We start from the raw sequence: 17,424 nt of genomic DNA, 5'->3' as shown, positions 1-17,424 counted from the left end.
CGCGGTACCAGGGTATTACGGACTGGAGGGGTTCAGATGACGGAGACGGGGACTGGAGTCGAGACGGGGACCGGACTCGGCACCGACTGGCGCGCCTGGCAGGAGAGCTGGGACCGGCAGCAGCAGTGGTACCTGCCCGACCGCGAGGAGCGGTTCCAGATCATGCTCGACATGGTCGAGGCCGTGGTCGGCCCCGCGCCGCGCGTGCTCGATCTGGCGTGCGGTACGGGAAGTATTACGGACCGGCTGCTCAAGAGGTTCCCCGACGCCACCAGTGTCGGCGTCGACCTCGACCCCGCGCTGCTCGCCATCGCCGAGGGCACCTTCGCCGACGACGACCGCGTCACCTTCGTCACCGCGGACCTGACGGACCCCGAGTGGGTCTCCGCGCTCCCGCACGACTCGTACGACGCCGTGCTCACCGCGACCGCCCTGCACTGGCTCTACAGCGAACCGCTCGCCACGCTCTACGGCCGGCTCGCCGGACTCGTCCGCGACGGCGGCGTCTTCATGAACGCCGACCACATGCCCGACCCGGCGACCCCGCGCCTGAACGCCGCCGAGAGCGCCTACCGCCACCGCCGGATGGAGCGCGCCAAGGCCGAGGGCGTACTGGACTGGAAGGAGTGGTGGCAGCTCGCCGCCCAGGACCCGGTCCTCGCCGGCCCCACCGCCAAGCGGTTCGAGATCTACGGCGATCACGCCGACGGCGACATGCCCTCCGCCGAGTGGCACGTCCGCGCTCTCCGCGAGGCGGGATTCGCGGAGGCCCGCCCGGTATGGGCCTCGCCCTCGGACGCGGTGGTCCTGGGCCTGAAGTAGACGGAAGAGACAGGGGCGCCCGAAGGGGGCGCCCCTGCAAGGGGCGCGGGGAACCGCGCGCCCGGCCACGACGCCCCCGCACCCGAAAAACAGGCCGAAAACCGCCCCACCCAGCGGAGCGCTAAAGCACCTTCGACAGGAACGACTGCGTCCGCTCCTGCTGCGGATTGCCCAGCACATCGCGCGGGCGGCCCGACTCGACCACCACGCCGCCGTCCATGAAGACGAGACTGTCGCCGACCTCGCGGGCGAAGCCCATCTCGTGCGTGACGACGACCATCGTCATGCCGGACTCGGCGAGGTCGCGCATCACGTCGAGGACGTCGCCGACCAGCTCCGGGTCGAGCGCGGACGTCGGCTCGTCGAAGAGCATCAGCTTCGGGTCCATCGCGAGCGCGCGGGCGATCGCCACGCGCTGCTGCTGGCCGCCGGAGAGCTGCGAGGGGTAGTTGCCCGCCTTGTCGGCGAGGCCCACGCGCTCCAGGAGCTGCCCGGCGCGCTCCCGGGCCTGGGCCTTGGGGACGCCCTTGACCTGGACCGGCGCCTCCATGACGTTCTCCAGCGCCGTCATGTGAGGGAAGAGGTTGAAGCGCTGGAAGACCATGCCGATGTCCCGGCGCTTCAGGGCGACTTCGCTGTCCTTGAGCTCGTACAGCTTGTCCCCCTTCTGCCGGTAGCCGACCAGCTCCCCGTCGACGTACAGCCGACCGGCGTTGACCTTCTCCAGGTGGTTGATGCAGCGCAGGAACGTCGACTTGCCGGAGCCGGACGGGCCGATCAGGCAGAAGACCTCACCGCTGGCCACCTCCAGGTCGATGCCCTTGAGTACCTCTACGTGACCGAAGGACTTGTGGACGTCCTCGGCCTTCACCATGGCGGTCATCAGCGCACACCTCCCGCGCCGCGATTGCTCAGCGACAGCATGTTGGCCTTGATCTTCTGGAAGGGGGTGTCAGGCAGGGAACGGGACGAGCCGCGCGCGTAGTACCGCTCCAGGTAGAACTGACCGACGCTGAGGATCGACGTCATGATCAGGTACCAGGTGGCGGCGAGCAGCAGCGCCTCCACGGTCGCGCCCGACGAGGTGCCGATGTCCTGGGCGTACTTGAGCAGCTCGTAGTACTGGACGGCGGCGACCAGCGACGTCGTCTTGAGCATGTTGATGAACTCGTTGCCCGTCGGCGGCACGACCACGCGCATCGCCTGCGGCAGCACCACGCGGCGCAGCGTCTTGTTGTGGCTCATGCCGAGCGCGTGCGAGGCCTCGGTCTGGCCCTCGTCGACCGAGAGCAGACCGGCGCGGCAGATCTCCGCCATGTACGCCGCCTCGTTGAGGCCGAGACCGAGCAGCGCCGTCAGGAACGGCGTCATGAAGTCCGACCACTCGTCCTTGTAGACGGGGCCGAGGTTCACATAGTCGAAGACGAAGCCGAGGTTGAACCAGACGAAGAGCTGGACCAGGACCGGCGTACCGCGGAAGAACCAGATGTAGAACCAGGCGATCGACGAGGTCACCGGGTTCTTCGACAGGCGCATCACGGACAGGATGACGCCGCCGACGACGCCGATGAGCATCGAGAGGAAGGTGAGGATCAACGTCTCGCGGACGCCCTTGAGGATGCGCTCGTCGAAGAAGTTGTCGGGGATCGCGCCCCAGGTGATGTCACCCTGCGAGAAGGCGTAGACGATCGAGGCGAAGATGCCGATCGCGAGGACCGCGGCGATGTAGCGGCCGAAGTGGCGGACCGGGATGGCCCTGATGGCCTCCGCCGGTGAGGCCTTCGGGACGTCGTCCCTGGGGCCCTTCTTGGAGATGTCGGTGGTCACGGGAGTGGCCTTTCAGCGACTGGAGCGGCTAGGACACGGCCTGGGAGGGAGGGCACGGCCCAAGGGAGGGACGCGGTCACTTGCCGCCGTTGATCTTGGCTTCCTTGACCGCGCCGTCCTCGACGCCCCACTTCTTGATGATCTTTTCGTAGTCGCCGTTCTTGATGATGGCGTTGAGCGCGGCCTGGATCGCGTCGCGCAGTTCGGGGTTCTTCTTGGAGACCGCGATGCCGTACGGAGCCGCCTCGACCTGCTCGCCGACCAGCTGGAAGTCCTTGCCGCCGCCGGAGGTCTTCACGGCGTACGCGGCCACCGGGAAGTCGGACGAACCGGCGTCCGCGCCGCCGGAGCGCAGCCGGGTCTGGGCCTGCTGGTCGTTGTCGTACTGCTCGATGGAGATCTTCTTGTCGCCCTTGCACTTCTTCGACTCGGTCTTGGCCAGGTCGTGCGAGACGGTGCCGCGCTGGACGACGATCCTCTTGCCGCAGAGGTCCGACCAGGTCCTGATGCCCTGGTCGTCGCCCTTCTTGGTGTAGATCGAGACGCCCGCGGTGAAGTAGTCGACGAAGTCCACGCCCGTGCCGAGCTTCTTGCCGGTCTCCTCGTCGATGCCCTCCTGACGGTTCTTGGTGTCCGTCATGGCCGACATGGCGAGCTGGTACCGCTTGGAGCGCAGGCCGCCGAGGAGGGTGTCGAAGGTGCCGTTCTCGAACTCGAACCGCACGCCGAGCTGCTTGCCGAGCGCCTCGCCGATGTCCGGGTCGATACCGACCGTGTTGCCGGACTTGTCCTTGAACTCGACCGGCGGATAGGCGATGTCGGAGCCGACCTTGATGACGCCCTTGGCGCGGATGTCCTTGGGCAGCTTGTCGGCGAGCGGCGCGTTGCTGACCGCGTCGCTCTTCTTGTCGTTGGTCTGGTCACCGCATCCGGAAAGCAGCAGCGCACCGGCGACCGCGATCGCGCCGACCGCGGCAATCCGGGACTTCGCGGACTTTGCTGCGGTCTTACGACAAATGGAGCTTGCGGTCATGGTGGGTCCTCCGGCGGATGAGGGAGTTGCCGATGGGTCGGGCACACACCTTCGGGTGTCGCGACCTCGTGTGATGACGGCATCTTGCCATTCGGACCGTCCGATTCTGGGTGCCGGAGATGTCAAAATCGGATAACGGGCCGACGGCGAATGCCCACAGCCCGGTACGGCACGGGCGTATGGGTCATGGCGCAAACCGCCGTTAACCAATCGATATCCCGCGAATCTCGCCATGTGGACCCGTGGGGCCCTTGTTGGCCCGGCCTGAAACCAATGCCACTCGCCCGCGCGCACCGCCTTCGGGTACAAAGGTTGGCTACACCCCTCATCCGGGGCTCAGGGCGCGTGTGCGGCGCGCCCGCGTGTCCGTACCTCTCCCCCGTCGACAGACGGGGAACGGACACGGTGCCCGCCCACTTCTCAACCGGGAGTGGACACCCTCAACGAATGATTAAGACTTAAGGGGTCAGAACAGTGGCAGCGGAGATCGTCAATCCTCGCAGCGACAGCAGTACGGATCATGAGGGCCCTGCTGGTGCAGACGAGCCCTTCGATCCGGCTTTTGCGCTGCACCGTGGCGGCAAGATGGCCGTGCAGGCCACCGTGCCGGTCCGCGACAAGGACGACCTGTCCCTCGCATACACGCCCGGCGTCGCGAAAGTGTGCAGCGCGATCGCCGAGCGGCCGGAGCTCGTCCATGACTACACGTGGAAGTCGAATGTCGTCGCCGTCGTGACCGACGGGACCGCCGTGCTCGGCCTCGGCGACATCGGCCCGGAGGCCTCGCTCCCCGTCATGGAGGGCAAGGCCATTCTCTTCAAGCAGTTCGGCGGCGTGGACGCGGTGCCGATCGCGCTCGCGACGACCGACGCCGATGAGATCGTCGAGACCGTGGTGCGGCTCGCCCCGTCCTTCGGTGGCGTGAACCTGGAGGACATCTCGGCGCCCCGGTGCTTCGAGATCGAGCGCAAGCTCCAGGAGCGGCTCGACATCCCGGTCTTCCACGACGACCAGCACGGCACGGCCGTCGTGACGCTGGCGGCGCTGCGCAACGCGGCGAAGCTGACCGGCCGGACCCTCGGTGAGCTGCGTGCCGTCATCTCCGGTGCCGGTGCGGCCGGTGTCGCCATCGCCAAGTTCCTGCTCGAAGCGGGACTCGGGGACGTGGCGGTCGCGGACCGCAAGGGCATCGTCAGCCGTGACCGGGACGACCTCACGCCGGTCAAGCGGGAACTCGCCGAGCTCACCAACAAGGCCGGGCTGAGCGGCTCGCTGGAGGCCGCGCTCGCCGGTGCGGACGTCTTCATCGGCGTCTCGGGCGGAACCGTCCCCGAGCCGGCCGTCGCCTCCATGGCGCCCAACTCCTTCGTGTTCGCCATGGCCAACCCGAACCCGGAGGTCCACCCGGACGTCGCGCACAAGTACGCGGCCGTGGTGGCGACCGGGCGTTCTGACTACCCGAACCAGATCAACAACGTCCTCGCCTTCCCGGGCATCTTCGCCGGGGCGCTCCAGGTGCGGGCCTCGCAGATCACCGAGGGCATGAAGATCGCCGCGGCCGACGCCCTCGCGGGGGTCGTCGGGGACGAGCTCTCCGCGGAGTACGTGATTCCGTCGCCGTTCGACGAGCGGGTCGCCCCGGCTGTGACAGCGGCGGTGGCCGCTGCCGCGCGTGCGGAGGGTGTCGCTCGCAGCTGAGTGTCTGCGTGATGGTGCGCCTGCGTGATGGTGTGACCGTGTCCCCTGCCGTGTGTTTCGCGGCGGGGGACGCGGTGTTTCCGGGGCGGGGGCGGGGGCGCGGGGTGGCGGCCTGGTGGCCTGGCGGCCTGGCTGGGGGCGGACGCGGTGCGTGTCACATTCGTACGAGGTTCCTTCGTGGCCCGGCGGCGGCCTATGGTCGGCGTCATGTTCGCTGCCTACGCTGCCCGAATCGACCGTGACCAGCCGCTGAGCGGCCTTGAGTTGGGGGAGCGTCCCGCCCCCGAGGCGCGCCCCGGCTGGTCGACCGTGAAGGTCAAAGCCGCCTCTCTGAACCACCACGACCTGTGGTCGCTGCGCGGGGTCGGCCTGGCCGAGGAGAAGCTGCCGATGATCCTCGGCTGTGACGCCGCCGGGATCGACGAGCACGGCGACGAGGTCGTCCTGCACTCCGTCATCGGGCAGTCCGGGCACGGGGTCGGACCCCGCGAGGGCCGGTCCATCCTGACCGAGAAGTACCAGGGGACCTTCGCGGAGAGCGTGGCCGTGCCCACCTGGAACGTGCTTCCCAAGCCGAAGGAGCTGTCCTTCGCCGAGGCGGCCTGCCTGCCGACCGCGTGGCTCACCGCGTACCGCATGCTCTTCACCAACGCCGGTGTGCGCCCCGGGGACTCGGTCCTCGTGCAGGGCGCCGGTGGTGGCGTCGCCACGGCCGCGATCATGCTCGGCAAGGCGGCGGGCCTGCGGGTCTTCGCCACCAGTCGCGACGAGGCCAAGCGGAAACGGGCGGTGGAGCTGGGCGCCGTGGAGGCGGTCGAGTCGGGCGCCCGGCTGCCGCAGCGGGTCGACGCCGTCATCGAGACGGTGGGCGCGGCGACCTGGTCGCACTCGGTCAAGTCGCTGAAGCCGGGCGGTACGTTGGTCATCTCGGGGGCGACGAGCGGTGACCGTCCCTCGCACGCGGAACTCACCCGGATCTTCTTCCTGGAGCTGAAGGTCGTCGGCTCGACGATGGGCACCAAGGACGAACTGGAGGACCTGCTCTCCTTCTGCGCCACGACCGGTGTGCGCCCCGTCATCGACGAGGTCCTTCCGCTGGACCGGGCGCGTGAGGGCTTTGAGCGGCTGGAGTCCGGGGAGCAGTTCGGGAAGATCGTGCTGGAGGCCTGAGCGGGGGTTGGCGGTTGGGGGTTGCCGGTTGGGGGTTGCGGGTTGGGGTTTCGCGTCTCGCCCCCCACTCCTCGTGTCAACCATGGTTGACGACGGGCTCCTGTCAACGTAAGTTGACATGCATGACCGAAGCTACGGATCTCGCCGAGCGCGCGGGTGATCAGGACCCACGGGTCGGGCTGCGGGCCGTTTCCGCGCTGCGGAAGCTGGTGGAGCGGCTCGAGGCCGTGCAGGTGCGCGGTGCGCGCCGGCAGGGCTGGTCGTGGCAGGAGATCGCCGCGGAGCTCGGAGTGAGCAGGCAGGCCGTGCACAAGAAGTACGGGAGGCAGTGATGTTCGAGCGGTTCACCAAGGACGCCCGCGCCGTGGTGCTGGGCGCGGTCGAGCACGCGGAGCGGGGGAGCGCCGACTCGGTCGACGGCGGGCACATGCTGCTCGCCCTGCTCGACCGTGAGGCGAGCCGGGGGTCCTTCGCCCTGGCCTCGCTCGGGGCCGCACGCCACCGGGACTCGATCGAGGAGGCGCTGAGCGGTGCGCGGCGCCGTGGTGGCCTGTCGCAGGCCGACACGGACGCGCTGGCCGGGCTCGGCATCGACGTGGCCGAGTTCGTCTCCCGGGTCGAAGAGACGCACGGTGAGGGTGCGTTGGCGGGCGGCGGCGGGAAGGCGGGCAAGGTGGGCAAGGCGGGTAAAGGGGGCGGTAAGGCCGGGCGGGCCTGGTTCGGCCGTGTGCCCTTCTCCCGCGAGGCCAAGGACGCCCTGGTGAAGTCCCTGCGCATCGCCACCGCCCGCCGTGACCGTCGCATCGGCGACGAGCACATCCTGCTCGCCCTCACCGTCCGCCCGGGCGTCGTCGCGGAGGTGCTCGCGGATCACGGGGTCACCCATGCGTCGGTGGACCGGGTCCTTCACGGCGGGGCCGCGGGCCGGGGTGCGGGCGCGGGTGGCGTCGACTGAGGCGGGTCTGACGCGGTCTGACGCGGTCTGACGCGGGTCCGGCCTCGGTCGACGCCGCCCGACGTCAGGTCCTCGGTGGGCGCAGGGCCGCCCCGATATGGGCGGCGGCCGACGCCAAGTGATCGCGGACATCGCGGAGTTGGCCCTCGCTGACGCCGTTGTCGCGGGCCGCGTCGCGGATGTCGTCACGGAACCGGTCGAGCAGGCGGTCGAGATCACGGGCCGGATCGCCGGTCGAGTCCTCCTGGGCCCACTCGGGGAGGTAATCCACGGCCAGCCCCTCGGGGGCGGCGCTGAACTTGGGTCCGGGGCCTGCCTCGGGCTCACTTCTGGAGGCGGCTCCGGGCTCGGTTAGGGAGTCGGCCACGGGCGTGCTTACGGGGTCGGTCCCGGCGCTTGTCCGGGGTGCCGTGGGCTTGCGCATGGTGTCCGGGCTGGAGTCGGAGCCAGGACGGGCCTCGCTCCCGGAGCCGGCTCGGAATTCGCTTCCCGGCCCGCTCCCGGACCCGGCTCCCGGTTCGGCCTGGGGCCGGCTCGTGGGGGTGCCTTCGGGCGCGCCCCCGGGGTCGGTTCCCGGGGTGGCCCCAGGGGCAGGGCGCCGGCCGGGCGAGTGGGGGAAGTGTTTGCCGAGGTCCAGGCCGAAGTCGCTGAACTCCTTGGCCAGTTCGGTCAGGCCCTCGCGTACGCCCGTCGGCCAGTCGCCCCGTGTGAAGTGGTCCTGGACCTGTTCCTGGACGCGCTGGGCGATGCGCTGGATCTCTTCCTGGGCCATGGTCCGCGCCTTCTCCTGGGCGTCCCTGGCCTGGCGGCGTGCCCGCTGGGCCTCCTCGCGGGCGCGGCGGCTCTCGTCCTTCGCGCGGCGCGCCTGCTCCTTCCACTCCTGCTTGGCGCGCTTGAACTCCTCCTTCGCCTGGCGCCAGCCGTCCTTGTCGCCCCAGGCGCCCTCGAAGAAGTCGGCCGCGTCGGGGAAGCCCTTGCCGGTGGAGGAGCCCGTGGAGGAGCCCGCGCCACCCGAGGCGCGTGCTTCCTCGGCAGCGGCCCGCATCTCACGGCGCAGCTCGCCCGCCGCGCCCTGGACTCCGTCGCGGATCTCGGCGGCGAGCCCGGCGACCGACTCGCGGATCTCCAGCTCCAGATCGGCCAGCTCGCCGCCGCGGCCGGCCAGCTCGGCCCGGCCGGCGTCCGTGATGGCGTAGACCTTCCGGCCGCCCTCGGTGGTGTGCGTGACCAGGCCCTCGGCCTCCAGCTTCGCGAGGCGCGGGTAGACCGTGCCGGCCGAGGGTGCGTACAGCCCCTGGAAGCGTTCTTCGAGGAGGCGGATCACCTCATAGCCGTGGCGGGGGGCCTCGTCGAGCAGCTTGAGCAGATACAGGCGCAGGCGGCCGTGGGCGAACACGGGAGGCATTTCAGAGCACCTTCTTGTCGGTCGGGTCGGTCGGGTCGGCGGTGTCCGCGGGGGGGATGTCCAGGGGGGCCTCGTCGTATGGATCTTCCTCCGTCGGTGGCCTGCGCAGGAGCGCGACCGACCCGGAGACCGTCGTCGCCCTGAGCCTTCCGCTGCCCGAGCCGAGCCGTCCCGTGATCCGCTTGGCGCCCCATCCCCAAGCCCTCGAACGGCCCGGGGCAGGGGAGACTCCACCGCCGCTGACCTTGAGATCCACGAAGGCGTTCGACACCGAGCCGCTCGCGGTGTCCACCTCCACCTCCGCGTCCGCCGGGTGGGCGAGGCGGATCGCGATCTCTCCCGAGACGCTCGTCAGGGCGACGTCCGTCGGGCTGCCCGCCGGGTCGAGGTCCACGATCATCGATCCGCTCACGGAATCGGCCCGGACCGAGGAGCCCGCTGCCTCGACGACGGTCAGGTCACCGGACACGGAGTTGAACCGCAGGTCGCCGGTGACGCTCTGCACCTCGACGTTCCCGGCGACCGTGTCCGCGCGGACCGGGCCCGAGAGGCCGACCAGAGTCGTGTCGCCGGTGACGCCCTTCACCTCCGCGTGCCCCTCGATGCCGGAGACCATGGCGCCCGCGCCGACCACGCCCACCTCCACGCGGGTGCCCGCGGGCACGGCCAGCGAGATCACCGCGCTGCGGCGCCAGCCCTTGGGGTCGAGCCACTTGAGGAAGCCCTTCCAGGGCAGGTCGTCATAGGCGACGGAGAGGATTCCGTCTGCCTGGATGACGGTCAGGGGAGGGCCTTCGATGTCGGAGACCTCCAGGCGGGCGGAACCTCCGTCCGTGCCCATCACGTTCACCGTTCCGTTGACCACGCGGACCCGGAGTGTCGCCACCGGGGCGTCGAACGTGAGCTTCCGGGGCTCGGCGACGGACCACTCCGACACGGACATGGGCTGACCTCCTTGGCGACGTGGAACCTTGACGGGCGGGTGTGACGCGGCGATGACGACGCGCCATATCGCGTCTCTGCTATTCACGATATATCGCGGTTGCGGGAAGTCAAGACACGGCGAGGGTGAACCGTCTGCCGTGTGGTGGCCTGCGGCCAACTGTCGCGGTTTATGCGCCGAATGTTGTGATCTGTCCTAGCGTGGGGGTCATGTCGTCAGAAGCTTCCGAGCGTGCGCATGCCCAGGGCGTCGGTGCGCTGCTGCTCTGCCGGGCCGACATCGACACGTTGGAGCCCGCGGCCCATCTGCTCCGCGAGGGGATGCTGCTCGCGCCGGCCGGCAGCGGCTGGAGCGTGCTGGTGCCCGAGGGCAAGCCCTGGCTGCACGGCGAGGAGCCGGTCGACCGGGTGCTCACCGGCTGGGCCACCGCGCTGGCGGTCGGCTCGGGCCGGCCCGTGCTCGCCCTGTGGTGGGACACCGACCGCTCCGGCTACACCCTCGCCGCCGGTTTCCGGCGCACCGTCGGCTACGAATGGCTCGCGAACGGCACGCCGGTCGGCGAGGACGAGGCGATGCGGACGTTCGCCGCGCGGCTCGGCCTCGATCCCGTTCTGGACATGCAGTCCCTGGAGGCGCTGGCCAGGCCCGACACGGGGGCCGACGCGCGCTCCAGGGTGCGTGGTCTTCTCGGTGTCCTCACGCGCGCGGGCCTCGCCCTTCCCGTGGGCCTGGGTCCCGGCGAAGCGGCCGACCGGCTCCGTGAGGTCGCGCGGGTGCAGCGGGACGTACGTACGGTCGAATGGTCCGGATGGCGGGACGCGGTGCGGGCGGAGTTCGACGTGGTCGACAACGGTCCGCTCGGCCCCTGGGTGCGCGGGCCCAAGGCGCGGGCGCTGGCCGTGGCGCAGGTGGCGGCCGGTCTGCCGCTCGCGGCGTGGGCGGTACGGCGGCGCAGCGGGGGCTGGGCCGCGGCGGCCGCGGTGCTGTTGGCGCAGGGGGCGCTCGGACTCGCGTACGACCGGATGCGGGCGGAGGGCTGGGGCCGGCGGCGCGGCTGACCTCCTCGCGATGGTCCTCGGTGACTGAGCCTCCCGGTCGGGGCCGGGCCGGTCTAGCCGGGCCCGGTCCAGCCCGATCTGGCCCGGCCTGGCCCAGCCCGATCTGGCCCGGCCTAGCCCAGTCTGGTCTGGCCCGGCCCGGCCTGGCCCAGTCTGGCCCGGCCCGTTCTGGCCCGGCCCGGCCCAACCCGTTCTGGCCCGGCCCAACCCGTTCTGGCCCGGCCCAACCCGTTCTGGCCCGGCCCAGCCTGGCCTGGTCTGGCTTGGTCCCACCCGTCCTGGTCCGGTCCCACCCGTCCTGGTCCGGTCCGGCCCGGCTTGGTCCGGCCCGGCCTGGTCCGGTCTCACCTGGCCTGGTCCGGTCTCACCTGGTCCGGTCTGGCCCGGTCCAGTCTGGTCTGGTCCGGCCTGGCCCGGTCGAGTCGGGTCGGCTCGGGTTAGGGCTTCGGGCGTGCTGACACCGCGTCGAGGACCAAGGCCAGCAGGCGCTCCGGTCGACCGGGGTCCGCGGTCGTATGGGCCGTCGACAGGGCGATTCCGACGATCAGCTGGACCAGGTCGGGGGCGGTGAGGTCCCGGCGGGCCGTGCCCGTGCGCTGCGCGCGCGTCAGCAGTCGGTGTGCCGTGTCCTGGATGCGCTGATGACAGTCGAAGGAGTCCGGAGCATCCGGTGTGTGCGGCTGCGGATGCGGCTCTTCGGCCATCAGGGCGCCTCCCAGGCCATGGCTGCCGCGCGCGTGGGCGAGGAAGGCGCGCAGCCACTCGGTCAGCGCCTCGTCGGGTGAGGTGGCGTCCGCTAGCTCGTCCGCGCGGTCGCACAGGGTGTCGATGCGGTCTTTCAGTACCGCTGTCAGCAGGGCGTGGCGCGCGGGGAAGTGGCGGTAGAGCGTGCCCGGGCCGACACCTGCCCGGCGGGCGATGTCGTTCAGGGACGCGTCCGGACCCGCTTCGGAGAATGCCTCGCGCGCCGCGGCGACGATGCGCTCACGATTGCGGCGGGCGTCCGCGCGGGGCTGCCGGCCGACTGGGGCGGGGACGGGGACGGGTGCGGGATCGGTCGTCTCAGGTGTGGTGCCCGTGTCGGCTCCGAGCGCCGGGTCGGTGTCCGGTGGGGGGCCGGTGCCGGTGCCGGCCCCGGATGTGGGGGTGCCGGTCACGGGTGTGGTGGTGGCGGGCGCGGCAGCGGTGGTGCCGGGCGCGGCAGGGGTGGGGGCGGCGGCAGGGGTGGTAGCGGTCGCGGCAGGGGCGGCGGCAGCAGGGGTGGTGGCGGTGGCCCGCCGTGACCGCGGCTCCGTCTTCGTCCGTTCCGCGGACTTCGCTCGCTCGCCGCTCATTGTGCGTTCCTCGGCCTTCGTCATCGCCCCATTTTCCTGTCCCGTCGCCCCCCGTCCCTAGCCATCCGGAGCGGTTCTCCGTATCGTCTCATGAGATTATCCGGAGAGGGTCTCCGGAAGGCTTCTGTGTTGGGGGCAGTGATGACTGACGCCATGGGGCGGAACGGGCTCGGCCGGGCGGGAATCTGGACGCTCGCCTTCGAGGGGCAGCCCGCGGGACGTGTGCGCGAAGCCGCGGCGGAGATCGAGGAGCTGGGTTACGGCGCACTCTGGTACGGGGAGGCGTTCGGGCGGGACGCGGTCGGGCAGGCGTGGCTGCTGCTCTCGGCGACGCGGCGCATCGTCGTCGCCTCGGGAATCGCCAACATCGCCTTCCGGGACCCCCTCGCCATGGCGACGGCCGAACGCACGCTCGGCGAGGCCTTCCCGGGGCGCTATCTGCTGGGCCTCGGCGGCCACCGGGTCGACGACACCGTCCATGAGGTCGACGGATATCCCGTCCCCGCGCGAGGGAGGGCCCTTTCGACGATGCGCCGCTATCTGGACTCCATGGACGCCGCCCCGGCCCACGGGCCGGTTCCCGACCCGGCGCCGCGCCGCGTCCTGGCAGCGCTCGGCCCGAAGATGCTGGCGCTGGCCGCCGAGCGGGCCTGGGGCGCACATCCGTACTTCGTGCCCGTGGAGCACACCGCTCTCGCGCGCGAGATCATGGGAACGGACGCCTTCCTCGGCGTCGAGCAGGCCGTCGTCCTGGACACGGACGTCGAGCGGGCCCGCGAGGTGGCCGCCCGGCACGTCGCGGGCTACGTCGCCAGCGCGCCCCACCAGGCGGCGAACGTCCGCCGCATGGGCTTCGGCGACGAGGACATCGCCGGCGGGCGGCCCAGTCGGCGGCTGGTCGACGCGATCGTCGCCCACGGAGACGTGGACGTGCTCCACGCGCGCGTGCGGGAGCATCTCGACGCGGGCGCCGACCACGTCTGCGTACAGGTGCTCACGGCTGATCCCGCGGCCCTGCCGCTGCCCGAGTGGCGTGAGCTCGCGCCCGCGCTCGTGGGGGTGTGACTACTCGTCCTCGTCCTCGTCGTCCAGCCGCGCGAGCCACGTCGCCAGACGCTCGACCGGGACCTCGAAGTCGGGGTTCAGGTCCACGAAGGTGCGGAGCTGTTCGGCGAGCCACTCGAAGGTGACCTCCTCCTGGCCGCGCCGCTTCTCCAGCTCCTCGATGCCACGGTCGGTGAAGTACAACTCATGCTCCTGATGCGGACGGTCTCTGTCGCCTCATGGTAGGCGGTGGGCGCTGTGCCGCCGGTGTGGCCGGATCCGTACGGCCTGCGGGGCTCGCCCTGCAACCGTGCAGGCCAGTAACCTCGTCGCAGATCAAGTAGCGGGGTTCGTAGGGTGAGTTGAGAGCGGGGGGATGGGCTGTGTCGGGGCATGTCCAGCGGATCGAGCTGCCCGGCGGGAAGACCGTGTACGCCAGGATCGGCGCGGTCGGCGGGCACGGTGAGGACGACGAGGACGTCGGCGTCCTCGACAGCGCCGTCGCCAAGGTCGAGGAGCTGGGCGAGCTGATCCGCGGGGTCGGCGGCACCGTGCTCGACGCCGCGGCCGCCGCGCGGCCCGACGAGGCCAGCGTCACCTTCGGCGTGGAGCTGAGCGCCAAGCCGGGCAAGGTCATCGCCGTGCTCGCCGAGGGCGAGGCCAAGGCGTCCGTACAGGTCACGCTCACCTGGCAGCTGAACGGCCACGCCGCCACGCCCGACGTCCCTCCGGCCGCGCACGGCGCCGCCGCGCCTGACGTCCCTCCAGCTGTCCACGGCGGCGCCAACCGCGCCAACCCCACCGCCACCCCCCATCCCCCCGCACCCCCACATGCCTGAGCCCACCCCCCGCCTGGACGCCCTCGCGCAAGCCGCCACCGTGCACCTCCTCGCGGGGGACGGTGGCGGTGCCGGGTGTGGGGGTGTGGGGGACGTGCCTATGTGGGGCAGTGGCTTTTTTGTCGCGCCCGGGTGGGTGCTGACCTGTGCCCATGTGCTGCGGCCGCACCTCGCCAGGGATCGTGAGCGGCCGTTCGCGGTGCGTGGTGCCGATCTCGATGACGGCATCCCCGTGGCGGCCCGTCTCGCGCACTGGCTGATCAGCGACCACGAGCGGTCCCTCGTGCCGCCCGAGGAGGACCTCGCGCTGGTCCGGCTCCTCGACGACACCGTCGAGCACGAGTGCGTGTGGCTCGCCGACCGCGCCGTACGGCCCTTCGGCGAGGTCGTCGCGTACGGCTACCGGCCGGACGAGAACGAGGCGAGCGCGGGCGCCAAGCCCTGGAGCGCCGACGCCGAGATCAACGTCCGCGACGACGGCGCCGGGCTGCGCTTCAAGCCCGACATCGCCTTCCCCAAGGGCGTCTCCGGCGGCCCCCTGCTCGACCCGCGCACCGGCGCCGTCGTCGGCCTCATCAAGTCGCGCCGCAGGGAGCGGGACGGCGGCATGGCCGTGGCGACGCTCGCGCTGCGGCGGTTCGGTGCCGCCTACCGCGAGGTGACCGCCGCCCACGACCGCTGGCACGGCACCGTCCCGCGCGTCATCACCGGCGACAACTGGATCGACGAACAGCAGCGGCTCCTCGGCACGGAGCGGCGCCCAGGCCCCGACCTGTGGACCCCGAAGGACCGCCGTGCCGCCCTCGGCCTGCTCGCCCGCCTGCCCGACCCGGGCGCCGCGCCCTCCGTCGCCAAGATCGTGCGCAAGGTGCGGGGCCGCAGGCCGCCCGGTGCCACCCCCGCGCTGATGACCTGGCGCGACGGCCATGGGCTGCTCTACGACGGCGCCCTGCCCGAGGACGCGCTGACGTTCCTGCACTATCTGCGGCTCGTCGCCGCGTACGTACGCAGCCGTGGCGGCGACGCCGAGCCGCTGGAGGCCTGGGTCGCCGAGCGGCTCAGGGAGGACGACCGCACCCATCTGCACGCCCTGGTGACCGACGCCCGGCTCCCCGACGAGCTGCGCCCCGAGCCCGGCGGCCCGGAGCACGCGGCCGTGCCCTACCCGGGGCCGGGGGAGGGGCCCACGGTGACCGTCCTGCTCGACCCGGTGATCAGCGTGACGCCCGCGCGTTTCCACTGGCAGGTGTGGATCAACCACAGCGGGCAGGGGGGCGATTTCGAGCGCGGCGACACGGAGATGGCCGCCGAGGACTACTCCGGTGAAGGGTTTCTGCCCGGCGAGCTAGTCCAGGCGCTGCGCGCCCCGCTGAGCCGGACCCTGCACAGGCTCGACGGCGAGGGCGCCCCCGTACCGCTGGAATTCGCCCTGCCCGCCGAGCACTTCGACACCCAGGTGCACCGCTGGCAGTTCGACGACATCGCCAAGCTGTACGCCACCGAGCGCCTCGGCACTCAGCGGCGCGTGGTCCTGCGCGACCTCGCGCGCCGCGTGGATCCGGACAACGCCGACTGGCACGGACGCTGGGAGGCGATCGCGGCGGCCCGGGAGCTGGCGCCCGCCAGGGTGCCCGAGCGGGACAGCAGGCCGCAGGCCCGGCACTTCCAGAAGCTGCCGCACGCGTCGATCCCCGTGATGTGCCGCCCCGCCGGGCGCGGCGCCGGCCGCGACGCCATGAAGCTCGCCCTCGGCAGCGGCCACGGCGTCATGCTCTGGCACATCGAGGGGCACGCCACCCGCGGCTGCCAGGACTCGTGCGAGGAGCTGCACGCGGGCGTGGAGCGGCTGCTCGGCCGGGTGGAGTCGGTGGCCGAACTGCCCGACGCGCTCCGGCACATCCGGCAGGACATCAGCGCCGGCCGGAGCGACCGCCGCTGGGCCGAACCGCTCGCCCTGCTGTACGACGACCCGCGCAGGCCGCTGCCGCCCGAGGACACGATGCCGGCGGACTCGCCGTGAGGGCGACGCCGGACACACGTACGTCCGCCGATGGCGCGGATCCGACAATCCCCTGGCCGGAACACGCTGTTGAGGCACGCGCGCGTGGGTACATTCCCATGGGCCCGTCGCGGGCGCGCGTCACCCCCGTCGGCCAGGACCTGACCGGTCACCGAAGCACCGAAGTCACCGAAGCACCGAAGCACCGAAGTCGCCGAAGTCGCCGAAGCCGTCCGTGCCGGCGAAGCCATCCAAGCCATCGAAGCCATCGACCGTCGACGAGGAGCACGCTGTGAGCGGATGGTTCATCTACGAGGGCGTCGGTGGTCCGGATCCGGACAAGATCGGACGGCTGCCGGGGCCGCCGCCCTGGCGCGCGTTCGACGCCGCTCCGGTGCCGTACGAGGTCCCGGACATCGACTCGGCCACCCGCCGCCGCCTCGGCGACAGCAACGTCCCGATGTCCGTGCAGGGCACCGACGCGCTCGAACTCGTCAACGCCGCCCTCTACCTGCGCCGCCCCCTCCTCGTCACCGGCGAGCCCGGCTCCGGCAAGAGCACCCTGGCGCACTCACTCGCGTACGAACTGGGGCTCGGCCGCGTCCTGCAGTGGGCGATCGTCAGCCGCAGCGAACTGAAGGACGGGCTCTACACCTACGACGCGATCGGCCGCCTCCAGGACAACCAGCTCGGCCGCGACCACGCCGAGGACATCGGCCGCTATCTGCGGCTCGGGCCGCTCGGCACCGCGCTCATCGCCTCCGACCGGCCGCGCGTCCTGCTCATCGACGAACTCGACAAGAGCGACATCGACCTGCCCAACGACCTCCTGAACGTGCTGGAGGAGGGCGAGTTCGGCATTCCGGAGCTGGAGCGGATCGCCGACCGGCCCGGGCAGGAGACCGTGCGCGTCCTCACCGACGACGGCCGCCGCGTGCCGGTCACCCGCGGCCGCGTGCGCTGTCGGGCCTTCCCCGTCGTCGTCCTGACCAGCAACCGCGAGCGCGAGTTCCCCGGGCCGCTGCTGCGCCGCTGCGTCCCCCTCGACCTCGAACCGCCGCGCGACCAGCGGCTCGCCGCGATGGTCCTCGCGCACTTCGGGACCGGTTCGTACGACACGAACCTCGACCTCGTCGACCAGTTCACGGACGCCGAGTCGGACGGCGCGCTGCGCCCCACCGACCAGCTCCTGAACGCCATCTTCCTCGCCCAGCACGCCGCGCGGCAGGAACCCGAGCGGCGCGAGGAGATCGCCGGGCTGCTCATGCGGCCCCTGGACCGCGGACCGCGGTGACGA

The 17,424-nt window shown here is 71.5% G+C and carries 17 protein-coding genes; 10 read left to right on the top strand and 7 right to left on the bottom strand.

The features are described 5' to 3' along the window. Nucleotides 1-36 precede the first annotated feature (36 nt). Entirely contained in the window at nt 37-822 is a 786-nt protein-coding gene (locus tag ACWDZ7_RS05580; protein WP_451795080.1) for a class I SAM-dependent methyltransferase, read from the top strand. 121 nt (nt 823-943) lie between these two features. On the opposite strand, the gene ACWDZ7_RS05575 is transcribed toward ACWDZ7_RS05580, so the two are convergent. The 3 genes from ACWDZ7_RS05575 to ACWDZ7_RS05565 form a co-directional block, all read right to left on the bottom strand. Further along, a complete protein-coding gene (locus tag ACWDZ7_RS05575) occupies nt 944-1,705 on the bottom strand; it encodes an amino acid ABC transporter ATP-binding protein (protein ID WP_451795078.1) in 762 nt (253 codons plus the stop codon). Next, nucleotides 1,705-2,649, bottom strand: a complete 945-nt coding sequence (locus ACWDZ7_RS05570) for an amino acid ABC transporter permease (RefSeq protein ID WP_451795077.1) — start codon at nt 2,647-2,649, stop codon at nt 1,705-1,707. Before ACWDZ7_RS05570 ends, ACWDZ7_RS05575 begins: the two co-directional genes overlap by 1 nt. Before the next feature lie 76 nt (nt 2,650-2,725). Continuing rightward, the gene (locus ACWDZ7_RS05565; RefSeq protein ID WP_451795076.1) at nt 2,726-3,682 is read right to left on the bottom strand and encodes an ABC transporter substrate-binding protein; all 957 of its coding nucleotides are present in this window, start codon (nt 3,680-3,682) and stop codon (nt 2,726-2,728) included. Between the two features lie 474 nt (nt 3,683-4,156). Here ACWDZ7_RS05565 and ACWDZ7_RS05560 point away from each other — a divergent pair, with 474 nt between their 5' ends. From ACWDZ7_RS05560 to ACWDZ7_RS05545, 4 genes are all read left to right on the top strand, one after another. Next, complete coding sequence (locus ACWDZ7_RS05560) at nt 4,157-5,380, top strand: NAD(P)-dependent malic enzyme (RefSeq protein WP_451512741.1); 1,224 nt, start codon at nt 4,157-4,159, stop codon at nt 5,378-5,380. Between the two features lie 207 nt (nt 5,381-5,587). Continuing rightward, the gene (locus ACWDZ7_RS05555; RefSeq protein WP_451795075.1) at nt 5,588-6,550 is read left to right on the top strand and encodes a zinc-binding dehydrogenase; all 963 of its coding nucleotides are present in this window, start codon (nt 5,588-5,590) and stop codon (nt 6,548-6,550) included. A 122-nt stretch (nt 6,551-6,672) separates the two neighbouring features. Then, entirely contained in the window at nt 6,673-6,882 is a 210-nt protein-coding gene (locus tag ACWDZ7_RS05550; RefSeq protein WP_451512743.1) for a helix-turn-helix domain-containing protein, read from the top strand. Next, complete coding sequence (locus ACWDZ7_RS05545) at nt 6,882-7,505, top strand: Clp protease N-terminal domain-containing protein (protein ID WP_451795074.1); 624 nt, start codon at nt 6,882-6,884, stop codon at nt 7,503-7,505. The genes ACWDZ7_RS05550 and ACWDZ7_RS05545 overlap by 1 nt, the downstream gene beginning before the upstream one ends. A gap of 64 nt (nt 7,506-7,569) precedes the next feature. Here ACWDZ7_RS05545 and ACWDZ7_RS05540 read toward each other — a convergent pair whose 3' ends face one another. Both ACWDZ7_RS05540 and ACWDZ7_RS05535 read right to left on the bottom strand, forming a co-directional pair. Further along, nucleotides 7,570-8,910, bottom strand: a complete 1,341-nt coding sequence (locus tag ACWDZ7_RS05540) for a helix-turn-helix transcriptional regulator (RefSeq protein ID WP_451795073.1) — start codon at nt 8,908-8,910, stop codon at nt 7,570-7,572. Nucleotide 8,911: 1 nt separating this feature from the next. Further along, nucleotides 8,912-9,847 (bottom strand): DUF4097 family beta strand repeat-containing protein, encoded by a 936-nt coding sequence (locus ACWDZ7_RS05535; protein WP_451795367.1) that lies wholly within the window; start codon nt 9,845-9,847, stop codon nt 8,912-8,914. Nucleotides 9,848-10,062: 215 nt separating this feature from the next. Here ACWDZ7_RS05535 and ACWDZ7_RS05530 point away from each other — a divergent pair, with 215 nt between their 5' ends. Continuing rightward, a complete protein-coding gene (locus ACWDZ7_RS05530; protein WP_451795071.1) occupies nt 10,063-10,911 on the top strand; it encodes a hypothetical protein in 849 nt (282 codons plus the stop codon). A gap of 437 nt (nt 10,912-11,348) precedes the next feature. Here the strand turns inward: ACWDZ7_RS05530 and ACWDZ7_RS05525 are convergent, their stop codons facing one another. Next, complete coding sequence (locus ACWDZ7_RS05525) at nt 11,349-12,245, bottom strand: TetR/AcrR family transcriptional regulator (protein WP_451795070.1); 897 nt, start codon at nt 12,243-12,245, stop codon at nt 11,349-11,351. A 141-nt stretch (nt 12,246-12,386) separates the two neighbouring features. On the opposite strand from ACWDZ7_RS05525, the gene ACWDZ7_RS05520 reads away from it, so the two are divergent. Further along, nucleotides 12,387-13,310, top strand: a complete 924-nt coding sequence (locus tag ACWDZ7_RS05520) for a TIGR03620 family F420-dependent LLM class oxidoreductase (protein ID WP_451795069.1) — start codon at nt 12,387-12,389, stop codon at nt 13,308-13,310. Here the strand turns inward: ACWDZ7_RS05520 and ACWDZ7_RS05515 are convergent, their stop codons facing one another. Continuing rightward, nucleotides 13,311-13,493, bottom strand: coding sequence for a DUF6104 family protein (locus ACWDZ7_RS05515; RefSeq protein WP_055509879.1), 183 nt, complete (start codon nt 13,491-13,493; stop codon nt 13,311-13,313). 179 nt (nt 13,494-13,672) lie between these two features. Between ACWDZ7_RS05515 and ACWDZ7_RS05510 the strand changes: the two genes are divergently transcribed. The 3 genes from ACWDZ7_RS05510 to ACWDZ7_RS05500 all read left to right on the top strand — a co-directional run bounded on the left by ACWDZ7_RS05510 (nt 13,673) and on the right by ACWDZ7_RS05500 (nt 17,421). Beyond that, the gene (locus ACWDZ7_RS05510) at nt 13,673-14,128 is read left to right on the top strand and encodes a CU044_2847 family protein (protein ID WP_451795067.1); all 456 of its coding nucleotides are present in this window, start codon (nt 13,673-13,675) and stop codon (nt 14,126-14,128) included. Next, entirely contained in the window at nt 14,121-16,148 is a 2,028-nt protein-coding gene (locus ACWDZ7_RS05505) for a VMAP-C domain-containing protein (protein ID WP_451795066.1), read from the top strand. Before ACWDZ7_RS05510 ends, ACWDZ7_RS05505 begins: the two co-directional genes overlap by 8 nt. A 271-nt stretch (nt 16,149-16,419) precedes the next feature. Beyond that, nucleotides 16,420-17,421: an AAA family ATPase gene (locus ACWDZ7_RS05500; RefSeq protein ID WP_451795065.1), complete on the top strand. Its 1,002-nt coding sequence runs from the start codon at nt 16,420-16,422 to the stop codon at nt 17,419-17,421. Nucleotides 17,422-17,424: the final 3 nt, after the last annotated feature.

The organism is Streptomyces sp. NPDC003032 (assembly GCF_053591415.1).
Note: the sequence above shows the minus strand (reverse complement) of the source record. Positions and strands in the feature narration are given on the sequence as shown.